17 protein-coding genes and 1 tRNA gene are annotated in these 19,380 nt (G+C 61.6%); 9 read left to right on the top strand and 9 right to left on the bottom strand.

Annotated elements, in window-relative coordinates; all coding sequences use genetic code 11:
- Positions 1-20: 20 nt before the first annotated feature.
- The 3 genes from ACESSC_RS01605 to ACESSC_RS01595 form a co-directional block, all read right to left on the bottom strand.
- A complete protein-coding gene (locus ACESSC_RS01605) occupies positions 21-491 on the bottom strand; it encodes a hypothetical protein (protein ID WP_373160970.1) in 471 nt (156 codons plus the stop codon).
- 65 nt (positions 492-556) lie between these two features.
- A tRNA-Ala gene (locus ACESSC_RS01600) sits at positions 557-629 on the bottom strand.
- A gap of 151 nt (positions 630-780) precedes the next feature.
- Complete coding sequence (locus ACESSC_RS01595; RefSeq protein ID WP_217751038.1) at positions 781-1,719, bottom strand: radical SAM protein; 939 nt, start codon at positions 1,717-1,719, stop codon at positions 781-783.
- Positions 1,720-2,243: 524 nt separating this feature from the next.
- Between ACESSC_RS01595 and ACESSC_RS01590 the strand changes: the two genes are divergently transcribed.
- Both ACESSC_RS01590 and trpS read left to right on the top strand, forming a co-directional pair.
- Positions 2,244-3,443 carry an MraY family glycosyltransferase gene (locus ACESSC_RS01590; RefSeq protein WP_373160969.1) on the top strand — a complete coding sequence of 400 codons (1,200 nt, stop codon included), beginning with the start codon at positions 2,244-2,246 and terminating at the stop codon, positions 3,441-3,443.
- A 161-nt stretch (positions 3,444-3,604) separates the two neighbouring features.
- Positions 3,605-4,654, top strand: coding sequence for a tryptophan--tRNA ligase (gene trpS / locus ACESSC_RS01585; protein WP_089572045.1), 1,050 nt, complete (start codon positions 3,605-3,607; stop codon positions 4,652-4,654).
- A 331-nt stretch (positions 4,655-4,985) separates the two neighbouring features.
- Here the strand turns inward: trpS and ACESSC_RS01580 are convergent, their stop codons facing one another.
- From ACESSC_RS01580 to pckA, 5 genes are all read right to left on the bottom strand, one after another.
- The gene (locus ACESSC_RS01580; RefSeq protein WP_089572047.1) at positions 4,986-5,306 is read right to left on the bottom strand and encodes an MGMT family protein; all 321 of its coding nucleotides are present in this window, start codon (positions 5,304-5,306) and stop codon (positions 4,986-4,988) included.
- A gap of 79 nt (positions 5,307-5,385) precedes the next feature.
- Positions 5,386-6,240 (bottom strand): DegV family protein, encoded by an 855-nt coding sequence (locus ACESSC_RS01575; RefSeq protein WP_373160968.1) that lies wholly within the window; start codon positions 6,238-6,240, stop codon positions 5,386-5,388.
- 119 nt (positions 6,241-6,359) lie between these two features.
- On the bottom strand, positions 6,360-6,809 hold the full coding sequence (locus ACESSC_RS01570) for a MarR family winged helix-turn-helix transcriptional regulator (RefSeq protein WP_022093866.1): 450 nt from the start codon (positions 6,807-6,809) through the stop codon (positions 6,360-6,362).
- Positions 6,810-6,982: 173 nt separating this feature from the next.
- Entirely contained in the window at positions 6,983-7,702 is a 720-nt protein-coding gene (locus tag ACESSC_RS01565; RefSeq protein WP_373160967.1) for a B3/B4 domain-containing protein, read from the bottom strand.
- Positions 7,703-7,929: 227 nt separating this feature from the next.
- The gene (gene pckA / locus ACESSC_RS01560; protein WP_373160966.1) at positions 7,930-9,588 is read right to left on the bottom strand and encodes a phosphoenolpyruvate carboxykinase (ATP); all 1,659 of its coding nucleotides are present in this window, start codon (positions 9,586-9,588) and stop codon (positions 7,930-7,932) included.
- A 378-nt stretch (positions 9,589-9,966) separates the two neighbouring features.
- On the opposite strand from pckA, the gene ACESSC_RS01555 reads away from it, so the two are divergent.
- Together ACESSC_RS01555 and ACESSC_RS01550 are read left to right on the top strand one after the other, a co-directional pair.
- Positions 9,967-10,416 carry a hypothetical protein gene (locus ACESSC_RS01555; protein WP_373160965.1) on the top strand — a complete coding sequence of 150 codons (450 nt, stop codon included), beginning with the start codon at positions 9,967-9,969 and terminating at the stop codon, positions 10,414-10,416.
- 33 nt (positions 10,417-10,449) lie between these two features.
- A complete protein-coding gene (locus ACESSC_RS01550; RefSeq protein ID WP_373160964.1) occupies positions 10,450-11,541 on the top strand; it encodes a lipopolysaccharide biosynthesis protein in 1,092 nt (363 codons plus the stop codon).
- Between the two features lie 317 nt (positions 11,542-11,858).
- Here the strand turns inward: ACESSC_RS01550 and ACESSC_RS01545 are convergent, their stop codons facing one another.
- The gene (locus tag ACESSC_RS01545; RefSeq protein ID WP_346982389.1) at positions 11,859-12,698 is read right to left on the bottom strand and encodes a metallophosphoesterase family protein; all 840 of its coding nucleotides are present in this window, start codon (positions 12,696-12,698) and stop codon (positions 11,859-11,861) included.
- 253 nt (positions 12,699-12,951) lie between these two features.
- Here ACESSC_RS01545 and ACESSC_RS01540 point away from each other — a divergent pair, with 253 nt between their 5' ends.
- From ACESSC_RS01540 to ACESSC_RS01520, 5 genes are all read left to right on the top strand, one after another.
- On the top strand, positions 12,952-14,553 hold the full coding sequence (locus ACESSC_RS01540; protein ID WP_117770200.1) for a potassium/proton antiporter: 1,602 nt from the start codon (positions 12,952-12,954) through the stop codon (positions 14,551-14,553).
- A 227-nt stretch (positions 14,554-14,780) separates the two neighbouring features.
- Positions 14,781-15,905: a 3-phosphoserine/phosphohydroxythreonine transaminase gene (gene serC / locus ACESSC_RS01535; protein ID WP_373160963.1), complete on the top strand. Its 1,125-nt coding sequence runs from the start codon at positions 14,781-14,783 to the stop codon at positions 15,903-15,905.
- A gap of 69 nt (positions 15,906-15,974) precedes the next feature.
- The gene (locus tag ACESSC_RS01530; protein ID WP_373160962.1) at positions 15,975-17,138 is read left to right on the top strand and encodes a phosphoglycerate dehydrogenase; all 1,164 of its coding nucleotides are present in this window, start codon (positions 15,975-15,977) and stop codon (positions 17,136-17,138) included.
- 177 nt (positions 17,139-17,315) lie between these two features.
- The gene (locus ACESSC_RS01525; RefSeq protein ID WP_373160961.1) at positions 17,316-18,536 is read left to right on the top strand and encodes a M20 family metallopeptidase; all 1,221 of its coding nucleotides are present in this window, start codon (positions 17,316-17,318) and stop codon (positions 18,534-18,536) included.
- A gap of 39 nt (positions 18,537-18,575) precedes the next feature.
- Entirely contained in the window at positions 18,576-19,259 is a 684-nt protein-coding gene (locus tag ACESSC_RS01520; protein WP_373160960.1) for a DUF1015 family protein, read from the top strand.
- The last annotated feature ends 121 nt before the right edge of the window (positions 19,260-19,380 follow it).

The raw sequence follows: 19,380 nt of genomic DNA, 5'->3' as shown, positions 1-19,380 counted from the left end.
TGGAGCCCGGCGCGAACAGGTTAGTGCAGGCCCATGCTGCCCGTGATCGTGTAGACCATAAAGACGATAAACGCGATGAGGGCGAGCACGATGATGATTTTTTGAGCCGGAGCCATGCCGGGGATCTCATTCTCGCCCGTAGGCTCCTTGGAGGTGACCATGCGCTGGGCAAAGGTCATCTCGTCACGGCTCGGTTTGGGCTCGACGGACTTGGGACGAGCGGCCTTTTTAGGCTGAGGTTTGGGTGCGGTGGGCGCGGACTTCGCGGCGGCGGGCTTGGGCGCAGGCGCAGGCTTGGGCGCGGGCGCAGGCTCGGATGCAACCTTCGCAGCAGCCTCCTCGGCCTTCTCGCGCTCGGCACGCAGGGCGGCCAGCTCCTCACGCTCGCGGCGTGCCTCTTCCTGGGCCTCGCGACGAGCCTTCTCGGCGCGGAGCTCTTCCAACTCGGCGCGCTCCTCGGCAGACAGTGGTTGGGACTCAAGCTCGGCCATGGTGCAGCCCTTTCTTTTTAAAAAAAGCCGCCGACACAATGTCAGCGGCTTATCAAATCCAAGGGTGGAGACGAAGGGAGTCGAACCCTCGGCCTCTGCCATGCGACGGCAGCGCTCTCCCAACTGAGCTACGTCCCCAGGACAAGTTGATATTTTACCTACGGCTCGCCAACTGTCAACGCCCAATACCCAGTCTTTTTGGGACGGGGCTGTTTTGACTACTTTTCGAACACCCGAGCCACCCGATGATTATTTATCCCCCGTCCCAGAAAAATCATCGGTAAACGCACTACTTTGCGCTGGTGAGGACGCCGGTGGTGTCGAACGCCGGGGTGAAGCTCTCGTCTACCGCGCCGCCTTCTTGCCAGAACATCGTCGTAAAGCCCAGGTCGTCGGCATGATCGAGCACCTGCTCGTACTCCTCGCGCGTCACGGCGCGTGCCAACTCGCCGCCTTGCTCGCGCATGAGCGCATTGGGCGTATACTGGTTCATGACCGAAATCGGCACGTCGCCCACCGTCTGCCACACCAGGTCCAGCACGCGGCACGAATCGTCCGCATGTCCCGGCAGCACTAGGTGACGCACGATGATGCCGCGCTTCATGAGCCCCTCGTCGTCCACCAGCTCTCCCCCGCGGCGCTCGACCTCGCGCGCCATCTGTGCCAGACCCGACACGGCCACGCGCGGGTAATCCTTAATATGAGAAAGTGACTGAGCAAGCTCGGCATCAGCATATTTAAAGTCGGTGAGCCACACATCAACCAGGTCACCCAGGGCAGCAACGGCACTCGCCCGCTCATAGCCGCTCGTGTTGTAGACGATCGGGATGTCCAGCCCGCGCTCCCGCGCTGCGGCAATCGCGGCCGGCAGCAGGTGAGCATAATGCGTCGCAGTCACCAGGTTGATGTTGTTGGCGCCCTGGTCCTGTAACTCCAGCATAATCTCGACCAGGCGCTCGGGCGAAATCTCAAGACCGAAATTACCCGTCGAGATCTCGTGGTTTTGGCAGTAGACGCATTTGAGCGAACAGCCGCTAAAGAAGATCGTGCCCGAGCCGGCCTCACCCGAGATGGGCGGCTCCTCCCACATATGGAGCGCCGCGCGGGCGACCTTAAGCGTGTCGTCGGCGCCGCACACGCCATGCGCGCCCTCATCGCGCGCCGCACCGCAACGGCGCGGACACAAATGGCAGGCAGGCGAAAAAAGTTCGGTCAACGACGTCGGCATAAAAACATGCTCCAAAACAACGATTCAGCAGCTCAAACGTAAAGGCCCGGACCGCACAGACGGCTCCAAGCCCAAGGCGCCGTAATCGTCCGACACGATTTTTGTAATGTCAAGACTGGAATCAACAAAGTGCCGCTTTATGATGTAGGTATTCCGCCCCCCGCGGAGCAACTGGGTGAACCGTCGCGTTTATTTAGGGAGCCCACACAGTCGTACTTAGTACAGGTATCCTTCGTTGTTAAGGACGCTGGAACAGTCGATGAGGGCACCCACCTGTTTTAGGTGGGTTCATTTTCGTAACGTGGGGGGTGGTTTTCTTTTGCCGAAAATCACCATACAGTCCATATGGATCCCCGCCGGCATCCCGACAAGCCATCGACAACATTCCAATATCTGGTATGCGCGTGATAATCGCACGGTGCAAACCTCCGCACCCCCCTCGGTCGAGTATCATGGGACAGCTATGCCATTTCCGCGTAGCAACCTTTGACCTTTTCCTTCGACGCTTGGCGGTTTTTAGATTCATGGCTTCATCCCCGAGCTACATACCGTACCTATGCGTGGCAGCGGCGGCTTTTATCACGACCTTCCTCGCGGTGCCCCTGGTCAAGCGCTTGGCAATTAAGCTCGATGCCGTCGACTATCCTTCTAAGCGCCGCATCAACACCAAGCCCATCCCGCGTTTGGGCGGAACGGCGGTGTATTTGGGCCTGGTCGTTGCCTGCATTGTGCAAATCCTAGGCACCTGGTACCTAGGCTGGCCACCCGTCCTGGTGCCGCACCCGCGCCTTCACATTAGCTATCCCATGCTGGCGCTCTCCTTTACCGTCATCTTTGCGACCGGCGCTATCGACGACGTCTTCCAGCTCACGCCCAAGCAAAAGCTGGCCGGACAGGTCCTCGCCGCGCTTATCGCCTGCATGGGCGGCCTAAAAATCGGCGTCATCGTCAACCCGTTTGCTCCCGGCGAGATCATGCTCGGATGGCTCGCCTACCCCATCACCGTGATCTATCTGGTGGCATTCACTAACATCATTAACCTCATCGACGGCCTCGACGGCTTGGCCACGGGCATCTGCGGCATCGCGTCGTTCACCATGTTTTCGATGGCCGTTCTCTCGGGCCGCATCGACGCCGCCGCGCTCTCCATTGCGCTCTTTGGCGCCTGTCTGGCCTTTTTGCGCTACAACTTCAACCCCGCAAGCATCTTCTTGGGCGACTCGGGGTCGCTGCTTCTGGGCTTTGCGCTGGGCTCCATCTCGCTGCTCAACGTGAGCCGCACCGCCGCACTCACCTCGCTTATCATTCCGCTCATCGTTGCCGGCGTGCCCATCATCGACACGTTTAGCGCCATTGTGCGCCGCAAGCGCGCCCACATTAGTATCGGGCAGGCCGACAAGGGCCACATCCACCACCGCCTGATCCAAGAGGGCTACAACCAAAAGCAGGCAGTGCTCCTCATCTACGCCTGGTGCATCATGCTTTCGGCCGGCGCCGCCGCGATTAACCAGGTCGAGGTGCCCATGCGCGTGCTCATCTTTACCGTACTCGCCATTGGCTCGGCGGCCTTTGCCAAGCACCTGCACCTGTTTGAGCCCGTGCTGCGCCACCATTACAACAAGCGCACGCACGAGGACGAGCTCGTCACCCCCGACGATCCCGCCTTTAAGCAGGAGGAGCAGGCGGCAGAAGAACGCAAGGAGGAGCGCCACCACAGGCGCTAGGGTAAGCTGCCGAGGATGCGTCCAGACGCCGCCGGCCAAACGCGCAGCCACGCCGCGCCCATCGCACATGCCGCCGCTCTCCCGCCCCTCGCCTACTTACGCCCCGCCCCTCCAATAAACGCGTTATCATCTTGACCCATGAACATACGTTAGGAGCAATCATGCCAAACGAGAACAGCTACGAAGTCGCGCTGCAAAAGAGCAACGCCATTCGCGAGGGCCTGGCCAAGACGCCCGAGAAGTTCACCATGCTTACCGGCGACCGCCCCACCGGCCGCCTGCACCTGGGTCACTACTTCGGCACCCTCAAGGGCCGCGTGGAGCTGCAGAACATGGGTGCCAAGACCAACGTACTCATCGCCGACTACCAGGTCATCACCGACCGCGACACGACCGAGCACATCCAGGACAACGTGTACAACATGGTCATGGACTACCTTGCCTGCGGCATCGACCCCGACAAGACCATGATCTACGCGCACTCCGCCGTGCCCGCCGCCAACCAGCTCATGCTGCCGTTCCTGTCGCTGGTCTCCGAGGCCGAGCTGGCGCGCAACCCCACGGTCAAGGCCGAGATGGAGGCCTCGGGCCACGAGCTCACCGGCCTTCTGCTCACCTACCCGGTGCACCAGGCCTGCGACATCCTGTTCTGCAAGGGCAATGTGGTGCCCGTCGGTCGCGACCAGCTGCCGCACATCGAGCTCACCCGCACCATCGCCCGCCGCTTTAACAACCGCTACGGCAAGGTGTTCCCCGAGGTCGACGCACTGCTGTCCGAGACCCCGCTGCTGCCGGGCCTGGACGGTCGCAAGATGAGCAAGAGCTACGGTAACGCCATCAACATCTCGATGACCGCCGAGGAGACGGCCAAGCGCATCAAGAAGAGCCAGACCGACTCCGAGCGCATGATCACGTTCGATCCCGAGAACCGCCCCGGCGTGTCCGGTCTGCTTTCGACGGCCGCCATCTGCACCGGCCGTTCCGAAGTCGAGATTGCCGAGGAGATTGGCATGGGCGGCTCCGGCCAGCTCAAGAAGTACGTGACCGAGGCCGTCAACGAGTACTTCGCGCCGATCCGCGAGCGTCGCCAGCGCTATGAGAACGATCTGGATTACGTGAAGGACGTGCTGCACGAGGGCAACCGTCGCGCCAATGAGATCGCCGAGCAGACCCTTGCCGAGGTTCAGGACGCCATGGGCATGGTGTACTAGGCAAAGCGCCTTCGCACAACATAGACGGTGAGGCTGAATCCTCACCGAAACAGGAACAGGCCCGCTGGCAGATAGTTGCCAGCGGGCCTGTTCCCGAAGTACACCGTTGAATCGCACAGAGGGGAGGAATGCGAATCAAACTCAACAGGGCAGGCTTTTTCATCGCCTATTGCCTGCTCCGTTGCTGAAAACAATATAGTTCACCGTGGTTTACTTTGCTGCGACAAACCGCGCCGCCATACCTTCTCCATAAGTTAACCTCGGTAAACCTGCCAAAACCACCACAAAGGGGATAGGCACCTTTGTGGTGGTTTAAGCCACGGCAGAGCCGCTAGAGCCCTGCAGGCCAGCGACAGGCGGCCAAGTCGACGTGCATGTCGTCCTTAAACGCCACACCCTCCCCTAGCAAAAGCTCACGTTGAGCATCGGGACCGCCAAAAGCAAAACCATCGCATATGCGGCCATCGGCAAACACCACGCGGTGACAGGGAATCTCGCCGGGGCGTGGATTGCCATGCAGGGCATACCCCACATACCGCGCACTTCGTGGACGTCCAGCAAGCAGCGCCACCTGACCATACGTGGCGACCATCCCCTCGGGAATCTGCTCGACCACCTCGTACACCCGCTCAAAAAAGCCCTCAGACGCCATTGCTCGCTCCTTTCCACCCGGAATAGCATAAACCACCACAAAGGCGCCTGTCCCCTTTGTGGTGGTTTTGGCAGGTGGGCTAGTTAACGGGCTGGAAGAAGGCCACGGCTACGGCGCCGGGGCCTACATGGGTGCCGATGGTGGCACCGATGGTGTGAACGGGCAGTTCGCCCTCGGTGTGGCCAGCCCACAGTGCCGCGCTGTCCTCGATATACTTCTTGAGCACCGCATCCGAAAGGCCCGTATAACCGAGCGCCAGCGGCATGGAAAAGTCGATGCCGCCTGCCTTTTCGACCTTCTGGTTGAGCAGGTTACGTCCGTTCTTGGAACCGCGCGCCTTGCCCAGCTGCACGATCAGGCCGTCCTCGGCAGCCACAACAGGCTTTACGTTGAGCAGCGTACCCACGGCACCGGCAGCAGCAGACAGGCGACCGCCGCGCACCAGGTACTCCAGCGTCTCGAGCAGACCAATAACCACCACGCGGTCACGGACGGCCTCGACAGCCGCCGCGATCTGGGCCGCGCCCTGGCCCTCGTCCACTAGGCGCAGGGCATACTCGACCAGCACGCGCTCACCCAGGGTAACGTTATTGCTGTCCACGACGAACATGTCGCCGCCCGGCGCCTCGGCAAGTGCCGTACGAGCACTCTGGTTGGTGCCCGAGAGCTTGGCGCCCACGGTAATAATCACGGCCTCATCGCCGACCTCACGCGCTTCGGCAATCGCCTGCGAAAAGGCGTACGGGTTGACCTGACCGGTCTTGGGCAGCTCATCGCGCTCCACAAGCATCTCGTAAAAGCGCTGGTGATCGATGTCGACGCCATCCATATACACATCGGTGCCAAAGGTGACGGACAGCGGCAGAACACGCAGAGCGGGGTGCTCCGCCGGCGACATATCGCTTGCGGAATCGGTAATAATGCGGACGGACATAACGAATCCTTTCTTGCGCAGGTCCCGCGCGGGGAATTTTGACAGCAATGCCCCGGCACGGCATACGCGCTCAAACGGGACTATGCAGTTTTTAATGGGAAGCAAATGCCTTGGCGGCCTTAGATCTCACGCAGGGTGTTGAGAATCGTACGCAGCGACGCATACATCTGCTCGCGCTGCTCCACACCCATAGCCTTACCGGTGGTGTCGAGCACCTCGCGAATGATGCGGTCCGCCTCGCTCATGCTCTCGCCGCCCAGAGCGGTCAGGCGCACCGGGGCACGATACTTAACGGCCGCATCACCCGAGTCGTCGACCTCGACGTAGCCGCCCTCCTCCAGATGCGCGAGCGTGCGCGAGACGGCGGCACGGGTCACGCCTGCCATGCGAGCCAGGTCAGCGCCAGTCAGGCCGTCCTTGCTGCGCTCAAGATAGTACAGGCACATAACGTCGGAGCCCTTGAGGCCCAGCCTAGCGCCCTCGGATGTCTTAATGCGCTGGATCTCCTTGTAGAGCCCGCTGATCAGTCCGACAAAGTCCTCGAAACGTGTCTCGTCGTTCTGCTGCATGGGAGACGACCGCCTTTCGCTTACATGATGCTAACGGGTAAACATCTTAGCCGCACAAGGCAACACCCATACCCAAATATCCCATTTGTTAACCCATCAACATAAAAACCACCACAAAGGGGACAGGCACCTTTGTAGTGGTTTTGACCGGCGAACATGATCCGCAGGCGTCGCTACAGTTCCACGCAGGGATTGTCGCGGGTCACAAGCGTCTTAACGACAACCGTCGCTCCCAGATAGCGCTCGAGCAACTCGGCGAGACGATCAACGGCAGCCTGGCAATCCCCCATCCGCTCGGGCTCCACGCACTCAATCGCCAGGAATGCATCGGCCGAATCGTCGGACAGCGCCGTGCGAACGCCATCGCGCCAGTTCCAGCAGCGGCATACGGCGCCCGCATCATCGATGTAGGCGAGCTCGCCGGGCAGCGTCGGGTCATCTATTTCCTCGCCAAGTGGCAGGAACGCATCGCCGCCGTCAGTCACCTTCAAGCGAAGATCCCCCTCAATCGTATGCAGGTCCTCGCCGCCAACGGGCAGCGCGTAGGTCAGCGACACCGTGTTGTAGATGTCCACCGCGGGCGTAATGTGGCCCACCGGTTTGCCCTTGAGCACGCGCTTGAGCAGGTTCTCAATTGAGCAACGCGCGCCCTTTTTGGTCTTGAACAGCCGATAAGCCTCGCGCCATGCCTTGACCGGTGTGTTCTCGCTGATAGTATCGCTGGTCAGATGACGCTCCGCGTCGATATTGGCGCGGTCGAGCAACGCCGCAATCGCGTCCACGTCCTCTTGAGGAATCTGAGCCGCGGGCTTCATGCCCTTTACGACCACAACACCGACAGCCGCCTGCGGAAATAGCTCCCAAAACGAATCCTCGGCAATAAAGCTCTTCATGCGCTCTCCCTTCATCGTGCGCGCCCGAGCGAGGGTGCCTAAACAAAAAGCGCCCTTACGACGGCCACCTTCAAAGTCCTACGGTGCCGCCACAAGAGCGCTTACGCTGCCCCCATCCGGAGAAGGGAGCGATATGTTAGGCGTATTGTAACCCGAGTCATCCGCGCGAGTAAAACCACCACAAAGGTGCCTGTCCCCTTTATGGTGGTTTTGGGTCTGAGGCGACGCTAGTGGCGAAGTCCCAGCAGGCCGCGGCCGCGATGACGGGCGTCGGCGTGCACCTGAGCGTGCGGACCGGCGGCCTTCACGGACTCGGGCAGGTGCGAGTACTTCTTCTCGAAGTTCTCCTCGAACATCACGGCCAAGTTGTGCGCCGCCTCGTCGTAGCGCGCGGTGCTCTGCCAGTACTGGCGCGGCACCAGGATGCCGTCGGGCACGCCGTGGCACGTGGTGGGAATGTCGACGTTAAAGATATCATCGTGGACGAACTCGCTGTCCTCGATGGTACCGTCGAGGGCGCGGGCCACCAGGGCGCGCGTGTAGGCAAGCTCGATGCGATGGCCCACGCCGTAGCCGCCGCCAATCCAGCCGGTGTTGACCAGGTACACACGCGTGCGGCCGTCGGCGATGCGCTCACCGAGCATCTTGGCATAGACCATGGGGTCGAGCGGCATAAACGGCTCGCCAAACAGCGAAGAGAACGTGGGCGTGGGCTCGGTGACGCCGACCTCGGTGCCGGGGATCTTGGCCGTAAAGCCCGTCACGAAGTGGTACATGGCGGCATCGGCCGTCAGGCGTGAGATGGGCGGCAACACGCCAAAGGCATCGCAGGTCAGGAAGAGCACGACGCTTGGAGTGGTGCCCATGCCCTTGGTCCACGCGTTGGGAATGTGCTCCACAGGGTATGCCACGCGCGTGTTGTGCGTGATCGAGATGTCGTCGTAGTTGGGCTTGCGGTTCTCGTCGAGCACCACGTTTTCGCAGATCGCGCCAAAGCGGACGGCGTTGAAGATCTCAGGCTCGTGGAACGCGTCCAGGCCCTCGCATTTGGCGTAGCAGCCACCCTCGATGTTGAAGATGCCCATGTCGGACCAACCGTGCTCGTCGTCGCCGATCAGTAGGCGCGTGGGGTTGGCCGAAAGCGTGGTCTTGCCGGTGCCGGACAGGCCAAAGAACACGGCGGTCTCGTGCGTGACGGGATCCATGCTGGCCGAGCAGTGCATGGGCAGCACGTCGTCCTCGACGGGCAGCAGGTAGTTCATGACGCTAAAGATCGACTTTTTGATCTCACCGGAGTAGCCGGTGCCGGCGACCAGAATCACGCGTTCCTGGAAGTTGATGACCACGGCGGCGCTGGAGTTGAGCCCCTTAATGGTGGGATCGCACTGGTAGCCGGGAGCGGCGAGCACACAGAAGTCGGGCTCACCGGTGCGTGCGATTTCGCGGGCGAGCATCTGCTTAATAAAGAGTGCCTGGCTGGCACGCTCACAGGCGACGAGCAGGCGGCGCGTGTGGTTGCGGTCGGCACCGGCCATACCGCGAGTGACGAACACGTCGCGCTCGTTGAGATAGTCGACGATGCCGGCCTTGATGGCCTCGTAGCTCTCGACAGACAGCGGGCGGTTGACGGCACCCCAGGCAATCTTGTCGTGCACGTCGGGGGTGTCAACGATAAAGCGGTCATTAGGCGAGCGGCCAGTGCGCTCCCCCGTCTCGATCACCAGCGCGCCGTTGGAGGCCATACGACCTTCGTTGCGACGGATGGCGTGCTCGACGAGCTCGGCTGCCGGCAGGTCGACCAGCAGGCGGGGCTGGTTCTCGGCAGGATCTTCGACCAGCGTAATGCCAAAGTTGGACAGAACTTCTGCAGGGGTAATACCTGGCATGGGGCCTCCTTTAAAAGCGCGACACGTGGACGAGGCGCGCACTTTACTCACGTAAAGCCCGTTGTACCCGATATGCAAAAACGTTTTTGCGGCAACGGCGAAGCGCCCGCCCAACGGTCAAAAATCGCAGGCAAGCGGCCTAGTCATTGGGGACGTTTTTAAACGACTAATCGTTGGGGACACTCTTGAACAGGCAACAACCAAGGAATGTCCCCAGATCCCGGCACTTAGGGACGTTCCCAAAGTGCCGGCACATAAGGAACGTCCTCAAGTGCCGACTACTGAATGGCGCCGCCGAAATCAATGAACAACCTGGTCAAAAACACGAGTCGATACCACCGCGGCTATACTAGAGCACAGCAATAGAAAGGAATCGTCTTGAGCATCACGCCCCTCGATAGCATCCGCCGCACCATCGCCCGCCGCAGCGGCGTCACCGACCCCACCGTATCGGGCGGGGCGCACGGACAGGGCGGACGCATCGAGAACGGCCTGTTCCCCGCATCGCACACCGCCGAGGAGCTCGCACGAATCCAAGAGCTAAGCCAGCGTAACGCCGGCGGTCCCGACAGCAGCCAGGCCACACGCCGTCGCCGTGAGCGCGATCGCCAACCCGGCCCAATCCACCGCATGGTCAATGCCTGGTGGAACCGCCTGCTCGGAGCCGTCTACGGCGGCGGCTTCTCCACGCAAGAAGCCGAGTACGAAGATCACGCCACCCGTCGCGACTACCTTTGGAATACCCTGGGCACCGCCGTGTGGGGCATGGCGTTTCCGTTGCTCACCATCGTGTCCACACAGCTCGTGGGCGCCGAGGAAGCTGGTTAGTTCTCCATCGCCTTTGTCACCGGCACGCTCATCATGATCGCGTGCAACTACGGCGTGCGCAACTTTCAGGTCTCGGACATCGACGAAAAAACCTCCTTTGCCTCCTACCAGCTCAACCGCTGGCTCTGCGGAGCGCTCGCGCTGGCATGCGGCCTGGTATACAGCAGCGCCCGCGGCTACGATGCGCAGATGGCCACGATCGGCCTGGGCGTCTACCTGTATAAGGTGATCGACGGCATTGCCGACGTGTACGAGGGCCGCCTGCAGCAGGCCGACAAACTCTACCTGGCCGGCATGAGCCAAACGCTACGATCCGTCGGCGTCATCGCGGTCTTTAGCGTGGCACTGTTCCTCACGCGCAGCATGCCCATCGCCGCCATGGCCATGGGCATCGCCGCGATCGCCTCGCTCGTGCTGGTCACCGCGCCGCTCGCCCTGCTCGAAACCGAAAAATCGCGCCGCGTGAGCCTGCGCGAGGTCGGTCACCTGTTTATCCAGTGCGCCCCGCTTTTTGGCGCGCTGTTCCTGTTCAACCTTATCGAGAGCATGCCCAAGTTCGTGATGGAAGGCACGCTGGCCTACAAGTATCAGCTGTACTTTAATGCCCTGTTCTTTCCAGCTCAGGCTATTCTGTTGAGCATTGGATTTGTCTATAAACCGCAGCTCCTGCGCTTGTCGAGCATTTGGGCTAATCCTCGCAAGCGTCGTCGCTTTGACCTGATTATTGTTGCCGTTATGGCGCTGATCGTGGTCATCACCGGCGTGTGCGCCGCATTTATGGCAGGTCCCGGTATTCCCCTCATGAGCTTTATGTACAGTCTCAGCTTTGAGCGCTACCGTACGCTGGCGCTGCTGATGGTCGTCGCCGGCGGCGTCACCGCGGCCATCGATTTTATCTACGCCATCATCACGGTATTGCGCCACGCTGGCGACGTCACCAAGATCTACCTGATCTGCTTCGCCGTAAGCGTGGTGCTGCCGGTGATCCTGATTAAGCTGCTGGGTCTGATGGGCGCTGTGGTGAGCTACCTAGCCATCATGGCCCTACTCCTGGTGCTGCTGATTATCGAGTACCGCCGCATCCGCCAACGCATAGAGAGGGACCGGAATCCGTACGGCGCCTAATTAGCTGCCCCGGTCACCGGAATTTGCGATGGAATCGCCCCGGCTGGGGTCTCGTTGAAGACAATATGCATCACGTAAAACTAAGTGAGTAGATTTTTACCGAATCCCCGACCACACCGACAGAGCACTAGTCTGTGACCTGCGGTTTTATTGAGGCAAATATGTTGGGTGCTCGGCATTTCCAAAAAAGTCTACTCACTTAGCCAGCGGGTAGCCAAATGATTATTTAATCCCCGTCCGAGAGAAGTCAATTAGCGGGCAGAAGGGCAAAAGTAGTCAAAAAAGTCCCGTCCCAAATTAGCTACCACTTGCACCGATTATTCGCCCGGGTTGATGTTCGCGTAGAACTCCGCCCCGTCGTCCAGGCGCAGGATGCCCACGCGGCCGAACTCGGAGCCGGTGGCGGCGGCGCAGTCGATGTCGATGCGATCGGGCACACCGGCAGTGTCCTCGCCGCCCAAGCGCACGATCTGCCCGCGTCCCGATTCCTCATCGAGCCCCGCAAGACCACCGACCTCGCAATAACGCCCGAGCGACACCGTTGGCGTGTGGCCACTCACCACGACCGAACCCTTGCCCTCGGCAGAAAGCAGCCCCGTCGGGGCATCCCAATAGCCATGGCGAATCCAGAGCAAGTCATCGGACGACTGTACGGCGAGCATTTGCTGCAGCAGCTCGCGATCGGCATCGACCGCTCCCCTGCCGTCGCCGCAATCGACACCATGCTCAAGCAAAAACGCACGCGCCGCCTCGGTCTGAATGCCGGCGTGCACCAGCAGGTACGGCCGCTCGGCAGTCTCGACCACCGCGTAGAGCGGCAGCGCGGCCATCCATCGCACGAGCTCCTCGTATGCCTCAAATTCCATGTCGTTGAGCTGCTCGCGCGTCGTCCAGCCACCGTTGATATCCCAGGTCTCGGCATCGAGCGGATCCTGGCCAATGATGGCATCGAGCATGATCTGCTCGTGATTGCCCTTGAGCACGCGGGCGTTGGGCAGCGAGCGCACGAGCTTAATAACACCGACCGGATCGGGCCCGCGATCGATCATGTCGCCCAGCACGTACAGTGTGTCGTCGGACGTCAACGAGATCTTAGACAGGGCCTCGTCAAGCGCACGCACGTGCCCGTGAGCGTCAGATGTCACATAGATCGCCATGGTACGCCTCTCCTTGCATTGCGGCCGAAGCCCGGTGCCGCGACTAAAACTTCAAGTTGAACTTAAACGTTACCCATTGTACTCCGTTGCAATATAGCTGGAAAGGGTTTCCGAGCAGAGGCAAAGACGGCAGCCGTCTATGACGATATCGCGCACGCCCGCAATCCAACCCCATAAACCCACCATCTTTGGGTACAAATAACCGCAGGCAACTGACCGTGCCACGCCAACCACCCAGGAGCGGACACCATCTATGAACCAGATCCTTCTCTTTATCGGCCTCGTCATCATTTTGTGCCTGACCATCAAACCCGTCGGCAAAAAACTCCCCTTCCCCACCCTGCTCATCTTTATCGCGCTCGGCATGCTGTTGGGCGTCAACGGCCCGGCGCATATCGACTTTAGCGACTACGCGCTCACCGAAACCGTCTGCAGCACGGCGCTGCTGTTCATCATGTTCTACGGCGGCTTTAACACCAACATCGACCGCGCCAAGCCCGTCGCCGTGCCCGCGGTGCTGCTGAGCACGCTCGGCGTCGTCATCACCGCAGGCATCACCGGCGTGTTCGCCCACTTCGTGCTGGGCTTCGACTGGATCGGCGGCCTGCTGCTGGGATCAGTCGTGGCATCCACCGACGCGGCCAGCGTCTTTAGCGTTCTGCGCGAGCACAGCCTGTCGCTGAAGGGCGGCACCGACTCGCTGCTCGAGGTCGAATCGGGCTCCAACGACCCCGTCGCCTACATGCTCACCGCCGTGCTCGCCACACTCGCGGCCGGCGGCGACATCAACATTCCCGCACTGCTGGCCAAGCAGATTATCCTGGGCGCGGGCCTGGGCCTTGCCATCGGCTGGGCGGCGGGCCGTCTGATTGAACGCGCACACGCAACGGCCGAGGGCGCGCAGACCATCTTCTTGTTCGCCGTGGCGATCGTCGCCTACGCGCTACCAAGCTATCTGGGCGGCAACGGCTTTTTGGCCGTATACCTGGCCGGCATTGTGCTGGGTGCGAGCGACATCACCGGCAAGGTCGAGATGGCGCACTTCTTTGACACCCTCACCGAGATGGCCGAGATGACGATCTTCTTCTTGCTCGGCCTGCTCGTCACGCCCGCACGCCTGCCGCAGATGCTGCTGCCGGGCCTGGCGCTCATGGCGTTTATGCTCTACGTGAGCCGTCCCATCGCCGTCGGCGTGCTCCTGGCGCCCTTTAAGACGAACCCCCGCCAGGTCGCGCTCGTAAGCTGGGCGGGCCTGCGCGGAGCAGCTTCGGTCGTGTTTAGCCTCTTTGCCGTGGTGGCCGGCGTTCCCGGCGGACACGACCTATTTGACCTGGTGTTTGTGATTGCCGTGTCGAGCATTGTGGTGCAGGGCTCGCTGCTGCCAGCGGTGGCGAAGAAGCTCGATATGATCGATGCGACCGGCGACGTGCGCCGCACCTTTAACGACTATCGCGACGAAGACGGCATGTCATTTGTAAAGCTCAAGGTGGGTGCTGGCCATCCGTTTGCCGAGCGCTCGCTCGCCGATATTGGCAGCGCGACGGACATGCTCGTGGTCCTGGTGCTGCGCGACGGGGCGCACCCGGTGCTGCCCAACGGCGATACCGTGATCCAGGAAGGCGATCTGCTGGTGATGGCCGCCCCAACGTTCGAAGAGCGTGCCGAGGTTACGCTGCGCGAGGTCACCGTAACCCCCCACGGTCGCCTGGCCGGCCAGCGTCTTCGCGATGTGCCGCAGGGCAAGCACCCCTTTATCGTGGTGATGCTCAAGCGCGACGGCCAAACGATCATCCCCGACGGCAACACCCTAATATACGCCGGCGACGAAGCCGTCATCGCCACGCTCGCGTCGTAGCGGGCAGGAGGTAGCTAATTTGCGACGAAGAGATCAAGCGCCTAGAAAGCCTCATGCCTTCGCTCGCAGATTTGGATTTGCCTGAGGAGTAAAGCACCCCTCCCCCATGTAACCATCCTGTAAATCATAGCGGCGCGCTCGGGTTTTGCTGTGATGCGGTCGCGCCTGACGCTGCACTGTGCTAAAGTATCCCGAACGTTCAAACGACTACGAGGGGGAACTAGAAGATGGCACGTGTGCACAACTTCTCAGCTGGCCCGGCCGCACTGCCTACAAGCGTGCTCGCCGAGATCGCCGACGAGATGATGGACTACCGCGGTTGCGGCATGTCCGTGCTCGAGATGAGCCATCGATCTAGCATGTACCAACAGATCATCGACGACGCCGAGGTAACCCTGCGTCGCCTGCTGAGCATCCCCAACAACTACCGCGTCCTGTTTTTGCAGGGCGGCGCCACGCTGCAGTTTGCGGGCATCCCCATGAACCTCATGCGCCGCGGCCGCGCCGGCTACATCGTGACCGGCAACTTTGCCAACAAGGCATACAAAGAAGCCGACAAGTACGGCGAGGCCGTGCTGCTCGCGAGCTCCGAGGACACCAACTTCGACCGCATCCCCGACATGGCCGACATCAACGCTCGCATTGCCGCCGAGGCCGCGAGCGACGGGCTCGACTACGTTTACATCTGCCAGAACAACACCATCTTTGGCACCATGTACCACGAGCTGCCCGCTTGCGGCGACGTACCGCTGGTCGCAGATGTCTCGAGCTGCTTTTTGTCGCAGCCGCTCGATGTTGAGCGCTACGGGCTCATCTACGCCGGCGCGCAGAAAAACGCCGGCGCCGCGGGCGTGACCGTGGTTATCGTGCGCGACGACCTCATCGCCGACGGCCCCGCCTTTGCGCAGACGCCGCAGTACATGGACCTTAAGGCCCAGGCCGCCAAGGGCTCCATGCTCAACACGCCCAACACCTTTGGCATCTACGTGTGCGGCAAGGTGTTCCGGTGGGTCGAGGAGACCGGCGGACTTGCCGCCATGGCCGAGCGCAACTGGGCCAAGGCCAACCTGCTCTACAACCTGCTCGAGCACAGCATGCTGTTCCATGGCACCACACAGGCCGACAGCCGCTCCATCGCCAACGTCACCTTCCGCACCGACGACGCCGAGCTCGACGCGGCCTTTGTCGCAGGTGCGGCCGAGCACCAGATTCAAAACGTCAAGGGTCATCGCCTGGTGGGCGGCATGCGCGCCAGCGTCTACAACGCCGTAACCATGGAAGACGTGCAGGCACTGGCCACGTACATGAAGGACTTCGAAGCGCAGCACGGTTTGAGCCAGCGATCTAACTAGCCCGCAGCACGCGGGCCGATCAGCCACTTCAAACCACTTGTTTTAAACAAACCAGCTAAGGAGTTTTTCATGCGCAAGATTAAGACCATCGACAACATCACCAAAGACGGCAAAGTCGAGTTTGGCGAAGGCTACGAATTTGTAAGCACCGCCGAGGAGGCCGACGCGATCCTGATGCGCTCGACCGACCTGCACGGCTACGAGCTGCCCGAGGGCATCCGCGCCATCGCCCGCTGCGGCGCCGGCGTCAACAACATCCCCGTCGAGGAGTACGCCAAGAAGGGCGTCGTCGTCTTTAACTCCCCTGGCGCCAATAGCAATGCCGTCAAGGAGCTCGTCCTGGGCATGCTGGTGCTCTCGAGCCGCGGCGTAGTACAGTCGATGAACTGGGTGCGCGACAACGCCGACGACCCCGAGATTCAGGTCGATGCCGAAAAGGCCAAGAAGGCCTTTGTGGGCCGCGAGCTTAAAGGCAAGCGCATCGGCGTCATCGGTCTGGGCAACGTAGGCTCCAAGGTCGCCAACGCCTGCGTCGACCTGGGCATGGATGTCTACGGCTACGACCCGTTCATTTCCGTCGAGCACGCGTGGGTGCTGAGCCGCGAGGTGCAGCGCGTGGGCACGCTCGAGGATCTATGCCGCGGCTGCGACTACCTCACCGTGCACGTGCCCAGCAAGGCAGACACCATCGGCATGATCAGCACCGAGCAGATTAACCTGCTGGCACCCGACGCCGTGCTCATCAACTACGCGCGCGAAACCATCATTGACGAGGATGCCGTCGACGCTGCCCTGCGCGAGGGCAAGCTCAGCTGGTTTAGCTGCGACTTCGCCACGCCCAAGACGGTCAAGATGCCCAATACGTTTATCACCACGCACTCGGGCGCCGGCACCGGCGAAGCCGAGGCCAACTGCGCCGACATGGCCATCAGCGAGCTCAAGGATTACCTGGAGAACGGCAATATCGCGCACAGCGTCAACTATCCTGCCTGCAGCATGGGCAAGGCGCGCGCCGCAAGCCGCATCGCCTGCCTGCACGCCAACGTGCCCAACATGATCGGCCAGATCACGGCAATCCTGGCCAAAGACAACGCCAACGTGCAGCGTATGACCAACGAGTCCGCCGGCGAGAACGCCTACACCATGTTCGACACCGATGAGCACCTGGACAGCAGCACCATCGAGGCGCTCAAGCAGATTCCGTCGATGTATCGCGTGCGCGTGATCAAGTAGCGCCGACTGACCTGACGGGCAGCTCCCCATGTGGCCTGCCCGTCACTGACATTGAATGCCCGCGGGGGTGCCTTTCGCACGAGAGGCGCCCCCGTTTTTGTGAGCGCTCCATTAAATGCGCCGAGCCGCTTCTTGGCATACAATCTGTATGTTGACCTAACTATCTGTGAGGTGCCTATGGTTGATACAGATTTTGCCTGGCGGCTTACGCAAGGGCTCGTGCGGATCGACAGTTCCGACCCAGGTGCGTATGAGGGCGAGATTGAACGCTATATCAAAGCGTTGGTTGAGGAACGGTTGGCGCAGCTGAGCCATCCGGTACTCGATGCCGTGCAGGTTGAGGAACTCGAGGTGCTGCCCGGGCGCCGCAACCTTAAAGTCACCGTGCTGGGCCAAAGCGACGAGCCGCGGCTGATCTATATCTGCCACATGGATACCGTCACCTTGGGCGATGGCTGGGACGCAGACATCGCACCGCTTGGGGCGGTTGTGCGCGACGATAAACTCTATGGCCGCGGTGCCTGCGATATGAAGGGTGGCCTGGCCTGCGCCATTGCCGCACTGGTCCATACGCTCGAGCGCGTGGCGGCGGATGGCGCGCTGCCACGCCGCGGCTTTTCGCTCATCTGCTCGGTCGACGAGGAAGACTTCATGCGCGGCTCAGAGGCCGCGATCGATGCTGGCTGGGTCGGCTCGCGCGAATGGGTGCTGGACACCGAACCCACCGACGGACAGATCCAGGTGGCGCACAAGGGGCGTACGTGGTTCGAGATCGAGATGGCCGGCGTCACGGCTCATGCAAGCCAGCCTTGGAAGGGCGCCGACGCCGTCGCCGCCATAGCCGAGGTCGTGTGTTCGCTTCGTCGCGCGTTTGCGGCGCTGCCCGCGCACGATGAGCTGGGGCCTTCGACCATCACGTTTGGCCAAATCGAGGGCGGATATCGCCCCTACGTCGTACCCGACCGCGCCAAAGTCTGGGTCGACATGCGCCTGACCCCGCCGACCGATACGGCCGCCGCAATCAATATGGTCGAGCATGCCATCGCCGTCGCCGAAGCCGCCGTTCCCGGTTGCCATGGCAGCTACACCGTGACGGGCGACCGCCCCGCCATCGAGCGCGACCCGAACTCTCCCCTTCTAGCTGCACTCAAGCGCGCCGCCGATGGCGTGACGGACGCGGACACGACCGTCGGCTTCTTTACCGGCTACACCGACACCGCCGTCATTGCCGGCAAGACAGGTAACCGCAATTGCATGAGCTACGGTCCCGGGTCGCTCGCGCTCGCGCACAAGCCCAACGAATATGCGCCCCACGCCGATATCGTTCGTTGTCAGCAGGTGCTAATCGCGCTCGCCGATAACGTGCTCTGGGACGCGAGCAGCCAAGTTGGGGCATAATAAGCCGCGAACAAACCGACTCGTGCGTTAGGACCGCCCATGAAAGCACTTCCGTTTCCCTGCATCCGCCCGGCTCAGGACCGCGTGCTCGAGGCGCTGCCCGCAATGGGCAGCATCCTGAGCGGCAACGATGCTCTGCGTGGATCCATTGCCGATGGTCTGATGCTCAAGGACCCGGGTGCGGCGTATTACGTGTACGAATGCTCGGGCGAGCCGGGACGTGTGACGGGTGTCGTGGCGATCTGCCCGACGAGTGTACTTGCGGGCGACAAGGGCGATGCCAGCGCCGACGTGGCCGCCGCCGCGCGCGCGATCGCCGAGCTCAAGGTGCAGCCGCGCCCCGTGTCGCTCGCCTACGAGGCCTCGCCCGTCATGGATATCATCCTGGGCGCTGCCAAAGAGGGCGCCTCGCTCTACGCCGTCACCGATCCTGCGGGCATTACGCACCACGTGTGGGAGGTCAAGCGCGAGGACGCCGTCGGGGCCATCCGCGCTATGCTCGACCAAGCACCGGAGCCGGCACTGACCGACGACCCCGCCTACGCCGCCGCTCTGACCGGGGCGTCGCAGCTGCTGGCCGATGAGGCCCGTGCCGCCGGAACGTACACCGGCAAGGAGCCGTTCAACTTTACCGTTGCCGTGCTCTTCCCCGCCGCGCAGGTCAGCGGCGCCGCGCCGCAAGTTCCGACAGGTCTGCTCACGCACCAGGTCGCGCGGTTCTAGCAAGACCAGACCGCCCAGCACAAAAATCGGCAGCTCAACAAACAGGGGGTGTTCCTATAGTTTTGTCAACTGGGCAATGCTGTTTTCGAGATTGAATCGCGACATGCTAACGCCAGGCCTT

Origin of the sequence: Collinsella aerofaciens, from assembly GCF_964243765.1 — a bacterium.
GTDB lineage: Bacteria > Actinomycetota > Coriobacteriia > Coriobacteriales > Coriobacteriaceae > Collinsella > Collinsella aerofaciens_BU.
This window is presented reverse-complemented; position numbering and strand designations above follow the sequence as displayed.